This is a genomic window from Herbaspirillum lusitanum P6-12 (assembly GCF_000256565.1).
Classification (GTDB): domain Bacteria; phylum Pseudomonadota; class Gammaproteobacteria; order Burkholderiales; family Burkholderiaceae_D; genus Herbaspirillum; species Herbaspirillum lusitanum.
In genome coordinates this window covers 1-5294 of sequence record NZ_AJHH01000195.1, presented here as the reverse complement: position 1 = coordinate 5294, position 5294 = coordinate 1, and the positions used below count along the sequence as shown (strand labels likewise).

The 5294-nt window shown below is 54.7% G+C and carries 9 protein-coding genes; 2 read left to right on the top strand and 7 right to left on the bottom strand.

Features of this window, described 5'->3' with window-relative positions:
* Window positions 1-581 (bottom strand): MFS transporter (locus tag HLUSI_RS0106635; RefSeq protein WP_016833242.1); only part of this gene is annotated, 581 nt, incomplete at its 3' end.
* 127 nt (window positions 582-708) lie between these two features.
* Window positions 709-1143: a MarR family winged helix-turn-helix transcriptional regulator gene (locus HLUSI_RS0106630; protein ID WP_016833241.1), complete on the bottom strand. Its 435-nt coding sequence runs from the start codon at window positions 1141-1143 to the stop codon at window positions 709-711.
* Window positions 1144-1580: 437 nt separating this feature from the next.
* Here HLUSI_RS0106630 and HLUSI_RS0106620 point away from each other — a divergent pair, with 437 nt between their 5' ends.
* Window positions 1581-1790, top strand: coding sequence for a KGG domain-containing protein (locus HLUSI_RS0106620; protein ID WP_016833239.1), 210 nt, complete (start codon window positions 1581-1583; stop codon window positions 1788-1790).
* A 77-nt stretch (window positions 1791-1867) separates the two neighbouring features.
* Window positions 1868-2881, top strand: coding sequence for an SDR family oxidoreductase (locus HLUSI_RS0106615; RefSeq protein WP_029363212.1), 1014 nt, complete (start codon window positions 1868-1870; stop codon window positions 2879-2881).
* 87 nt (window positions 2882-2968) lie between these two features.
* Here the strand turns inward: HLUSI_RS0106615 and HLUSI_RS0106610 are convergent, their stop codons facing one another.
* The 5 genes from HLUSI_RS0106610 to HLUSI_RS0106595 form a co-directional block, all read right to left on the bottom strand.
* The gene (locus HLUSI_RS0106610) at window positions 2969-3394 is read right to left on the bottom strand and encodes a CBS domain-containing protein (protein WP_050977654.1); all 426 of its coding nucleotides are present in this window, start codon (window positions 3392-3394) and stop codon (window positions 2969-2971) included.
* 187 nt (window positions 3395-3581) lie between these two features.
* A complete protein-coding gene (locus tag HLUSI_RS31385; RefSeq protein ID WP_083830863.1) occupies window positions 3582-3791 on the bottom strand; it encodes a hypothetical protein in 210 nt (69 codons plus the stop codon).
* Window positions 3792-3884: 93 nt separating this feature from the next.
* Window positions 3885-4067, bottom strand: coding sequence for a hypothetical protein (locus tag HLUSI_RS0106605; protein WP_016833236.1), 183 nt, complete (start codon window positions 4065-4067; stop codon window positions 3885-3887).
* 184 nt (window positions 4068-4251) lie between these two features.
* Complete coding sequence (locus HLUSI_RS0106600) at window positions 4252-4611, bottom strand: DUF4399 domain-containing protein (RefSeq protein ID WP_016833235.1); 360 nt, start codon at window positions 4609-4611, stop codon at window positions 4252-4254.
* A gap of 181 nt (window positions 4612-4792) precedes the next feature.
* Window positions 4793-4981 (bottom strand): hypothetical protein, encoded by a 189-nt coding sequence (locus tag HLUSI_RS0106595; RefSeq protein ID WP_016833234.1) that lies wholly within the window; start codon window positions 4979-4981, stop codon window positions 4793-4795.
* Between the last annotated feature and the right edge of the window lie 313 nt (window positions 4982-5294).

Below are 5294 nucleotides of genomic sequence, written 5' to 3'. Positions count from 1 at the left end.
GCCACCAGCGGTACGGCGACGGCGGCGACGATCGCCACCAGGAAGGCCACCGAGCGCCAACCGTAGTGCTCGACCATCGATGCCATCAGCGGCAGGAACACCATTTGCCCGGTCGCGGCGCTGGCCGTCAGCAAGCCCATCGCCAGGCCGCGACGCATTTCAAACCAGCGGCTGACGATGGTGGCGCCCAGCGTATTGGCGGCGACGCCGGTGCCGGAGCCGACCAGCAAACCCCATGTCATCACCATGTGCCACGGCATCTGCATCAGCGTGCTGAGCGCGGTGCCGATCGACAGCAGCACCAGCGCGCCCATCACCACGGGACGAATGCCGAAACGCTGCATGGCGGCGGCGGCGAACGGGCCGATCAGACCGTACAAAGCGATGTTGAAGGAAATCGCCAGCGAGATGGTGGAACGGTTCCAGCCGAATTCATGTTCCAGCGGCAGGATCATGACCGACGGCGTGGCGCGGATGCCGGCCGAGGTCAGCAGGACGAGGAAGATCACGGCGACGACGACCCACGCATAACTGAAACGGTGCGAGGTGCGCTGCGCGATGGCTTGAGTGACTTTATTCATGACGCTCATTCAAAATAATGGTGAATAAAAAACCATCAATGCGTTTGCTGCGCTTACGCATTGATGGTGATTGATGATGACTGATGGTGCTTGTACTGAAACTGTCCCCGGCGCCTGAAATGGCCGCTCAGGCTTCCTGCAATTTGTCGTAGGCGTCGTCGATCATGCCGGACAAGGCCGCATGCAAGTCCTCGCCGAGCAGGCCGTCGATTTCCAGCTGCGCCGCTACCCAATTGGGGCGGGCGGCAGCCAGCTTGGCCTGGCCCGCTTCGCTGAGACCGAGTCCGAACGAGCGTTTGTCGACCTGCTCATCGGGAGGCATGTCGACCGTGGCGATCCAGCCTGCAGCCATCAACGGCTTGATGTTGCGGCTGAGGGTGCTGCGATCCATGCCCATTTCCGCAGCCAGGCGCAGATTGGCGATGGAGCCATGCCGCCCCACCCGGCTCAGCAAGGAGTATTGGCTGATGGTGAGCGCGTCCGGCAGCAAATGCCGGTCGTATATCGAGGTAATCCGCCGCGTCAGACGACGCAGGCGGGTACAGGTGCATTGGTTGAACATGAAAATTCAGCTTCCCGGCAAATTAAACAATCAATGCATATGCATCAATGTATATGCATACTAACCAGCGACGGCAGTGCTGTCAAGCTCGTGTTTTAACTGCTGTTTGTCGTGCTGTTTGGATGCGCATGACGTCATTCGCGAGGCGCCATCCTCTTGCCTGCAATTGCAGCATCATCGGAGATCCATTTTGGATGATGATGCTGCCCGATACCGCTCTGTAATTTGGCGCCTGTCCCATGCCCCGCATTCTCCCGTTCTTTTTCAACCGAGAGCGCAAGCTCGTCTTCAGCGACGCTGTCATCCTCGCCAGTGGGCGCCGACCTGAAGAGTGGAAATGCTCCGATGCCGATACTCGGCAAAACTATTTACGATCTGTCTCACCAGGTTTGCAGAACGTCCTGGTTTTTCACTTAACCCCCTTAAGGAGAAACACAATGGCTGATCAACAAAACCAAGGTAGCACCAGTAACCGCGGCTTCGCTTCGATGGATCCCGAGAAGCAACGTGAAATCGCAAGTGAAGGCGGCAAGGCTTCCCACGAAAAAGGAACCGGACATGAATTCAGTTCCGAGGAAGCACGTGAAGCTGGCCGCAAGGGTGGCCAAAACAGCCATGGCGGCGGTGGCAACAATCAGTCTCGCTAATCCTTAGCCTCAGGCTGGCAGGCCGCATGCCCAGGGTTTCCGGCATGCGGCCTGATTCTTCTGCATTGGAGTTTTTCATGCGTATTCAACTAAAAAAGATTTCGGATCAAACCATCGTGATTACAGGAGCCACCAGCGGCATCGGCCTTGTGACAGCCAGGCTTGCCGCATCGCGTGGCGCTAATCTCTTGTTAATTGCGCGCAACGAGGACGCCTTGGATCGTATTGCAAAAGAGCTGGATCCTGCCGGAAAGAAAACCATCTGGGCAGTCGCAGACGTGGCCGATCGCTCTGCATTGGAAGAAGCTGCCGCGAAAGCGATCACTCAATTTGGACAAATCGATACCTGGATCAATAATGCCGGGGTATCCATTTATGGTCGCAATACAGAGGTTTCGCTGGAAGATCAGCGCCGTCTTTTTGACACCAATTACTGGGGTGTCGTGAATGGCAGCCTGGTAGCCGTTGAGCATTTGCGTCAAGCCGGCGGAGCGATCATCAATCTGGGCAGTGAGCTGTCGGATGTGGCAGTACCTCTTCAAGGCGCCTATTCCGCATCCAAGCATGCGGTCAAAGGTTTTACCGATTCACTGCGAGTGGAGTTGGCCGAAGAAAACGTTCCCATCTCCGTCACCTTGATCAAACCTGCAGGGGTGGACACGCAATTTGTCCTTCATGCCAAAAACTATATGGAGGTGGAACCCAAATTGCCGCCACCGGTTTATGCACCGGCCATTGCCGCCGAAGCGATTCTCACGGCAGCTCAGCAGCCGCGTCGGGATATCTACGTCGGTGCGGCATCGAAGCTGATCTCCAGCACCAATAAATGCGTCCCCGCTCTGCTGGACGTCTATCTCAAGAACTGCATGTTCTCTCAACAGCGCACCGAGACGCCAAAAACCGACGATGGAAACGCTTTACATGCCCCCCTCGCCAACGCATCGATACGCGAGCGCGGCGGCGCAACGAAAGTCATGCCGCTATCTCCCTACACATTCGCCACCTCCCGCGCACCGGTCGCTTCGCGGCTTGCCTTCCTCGGAATTGCGTTCGTTCTGGGCCGCGCCTTGACGAGCCGTAAACGGGCTTGAAATAAACGGGCCTGAGAAACGTATGCGTGAACAAAAGCGGCGGGCCGGCGACTGGTATCGCCGGCTCTTGTTTCTGGTGAGTCTTCCTTACTTGGGCAGGTCGGACGATATTTCGGCAAGCGTCTCATCCGTCTCCGGTTGTTCTTCTTTGGAGGCGATGTCGCCCAAAGTGACGATACCGACCAGTTGCTTTTCTTCGTTGAGAACGGGAAGGCGACGCAGTTGGTCTCCTCCCATGTATTCCAAGGCTTCTTCCACGGTCTGCTTTTCCAGGCAATAGGCCACTTCGCTGCTCATCAGTTCTTGTACTTCGAGTTGATCCACTGACGAGTGCCTGGCCAGACCACGCACGACCAGATCCCGGTCTGTGACAATGCCCACCAGTTTGCCGGCATCACAAACCGGCAAGGAACCGACGTCCAGTTCATCCATCAGTTTGGCTGCCAACTTCACTTGATCGTGAGGTTGCAAAGTTCTTACGCCACGTGTCATTACTTCAGAAATAATCGTCATCTTCATCTCCTTATTGAATACATGCTGCTAAAACAAATTCGGCGATGGGTCCCTCAACCCGAACGTCATGGCTGGAACGATCTTCAGAGCGCACATGGGAAGCTTTCAAAAGGCCCGAAACGCCGAGCAAGTGGATCACAACGAACCGATGCACCAACACCCAAAGCACTGCTCAAGCTGCGCAGCGCTACGAATCGGAGCGCGCTTTTTTTGCAGACGGACTGTTCGTAGAAATAATTTGTTCCGGCTTGGCGATCTCCTTATTGGCTGTGTCAGTGGAGGTTTCCCGGTTTTCGATCGCTCCCGTGGGAGACGATCCGGGGCGAACGGTTGCATCGCCGGCCCCTTGCGCAGGCGAGATATTTTCACGGGATGGCAGTCTCTTTTCGATACTCATCTTTCTCTCCTTATCTTGGGGTTATAAAAAACACCGCTCTGCACAAAGCGTAGAGCGGTGTAAAGCCAGAAATTGGACTGGCCAGGAGGAAAATCACTTGGTGTTCTTGTGGCTTTGCTGACCGGCCTTGACGTGCTGTTCGTGGCTGCCACCGCGCGAACCTGCAGATTGGCCTTGATTCGACGAGCCGGAGCTGGAACCTGTGTTTTTGTGGCTTTGTTCGCCGGCTTTGACATGTTGCTCGTGGCTTCCGCCGCGGGTATTTTGAGTGGACATAACGTAATTCTCCATAAAAAAAGAAAAGTAGCGCCTCGCCAGAAATTGACGTGACGTAGAAATTCTAAGGAGAAATCTCGTTGTTGATTAGCGGTGGAAGCCGTTTCCGGTCGTAGGGAAGAACTGTCAGCTTTGTCAGTCGCTCTTGTCGAGCTTGGCGCTATTGCACGCCTATTTGCACGTACTATTTGACGATCACATTGATACCGTGACTCAACATATGTCCATAGGAGCGTTGTGCACCGTCGGCGAATTGCGCGAGCAGCTTGTATTTTCCAGGTGGAAGGAAAACCTCGACTTCCGTCTCTCCTTTATCGTAATGTAAATGGCTGTCATCCACGGGAATCACCTTTCCTTCCCCCACCGGCCCATGATCGATTAGCAGGACGTAGTGGCCGGTGCCTTCAGTCACCTCTCCCGCGGGGCGCACTTTCATACCGGTGACACCAAAGCGCACTTTGAAAGGACTGGTTACTGTCGCCCCTGTTTTTGGCTCAAGGATCAGCAGCGATTTCTTTTCTGCGTGCGCGACAGAAGCTGCCATTCCTGATGCCAGCAAACTGGCAGCCAACAAAAGTCGGATGAAGAGTAAATTCCGGCAAGACCGCATGGGAGTTTCCTTGTAGTTGGGCTGAGGACAGTCTTCAATGCCAAGGCCGAGGCCGGCCGGAAGATTGAAAACAAGAACGCGCAGCGGAATTGATCAGACCGTTCCCGGCAGCTTTTCAGAGATCACCGTTGTTCCGCCTTTCCGTCAGGCGGCCAAGCATGTTTTCCCGTTCCCAGATATCCCAGTCTTCCCACGCCTTGAGAAATTTCAGGACGAGCCACGCACAGAAAATAAAAATAATGCCAACGACCATAATCGCGAAATCAAGAAGGCCAGACATGATTTCCGGATTCTGGACAGGCATGTCGTGCTCCTTGTTGAAAGACGTATTTGGCTTAAGCGGGGTACCGCAGGCAGGCCATGTCCGACGCCTGATTTCCACCGGATAGCCTCCTGGCCAGGCATGTTCGCTTTTTTCTTGCGGGTGATGCTGACTTGTATGCGTATCGGAATTATTTAACAGTCGTCGGGTTTTGTGGATCAGAAAAAAGCTTCGGTATACGTAGTCCAAATGGAAGAAACCTGTCAGTGCATCTTGTACGAAAGACCGCAGAAATGGGCTATTGCGCTAATTTACTTACGTCGGTTGACAGAAACCGGGCAAAAAAATGGCGTTG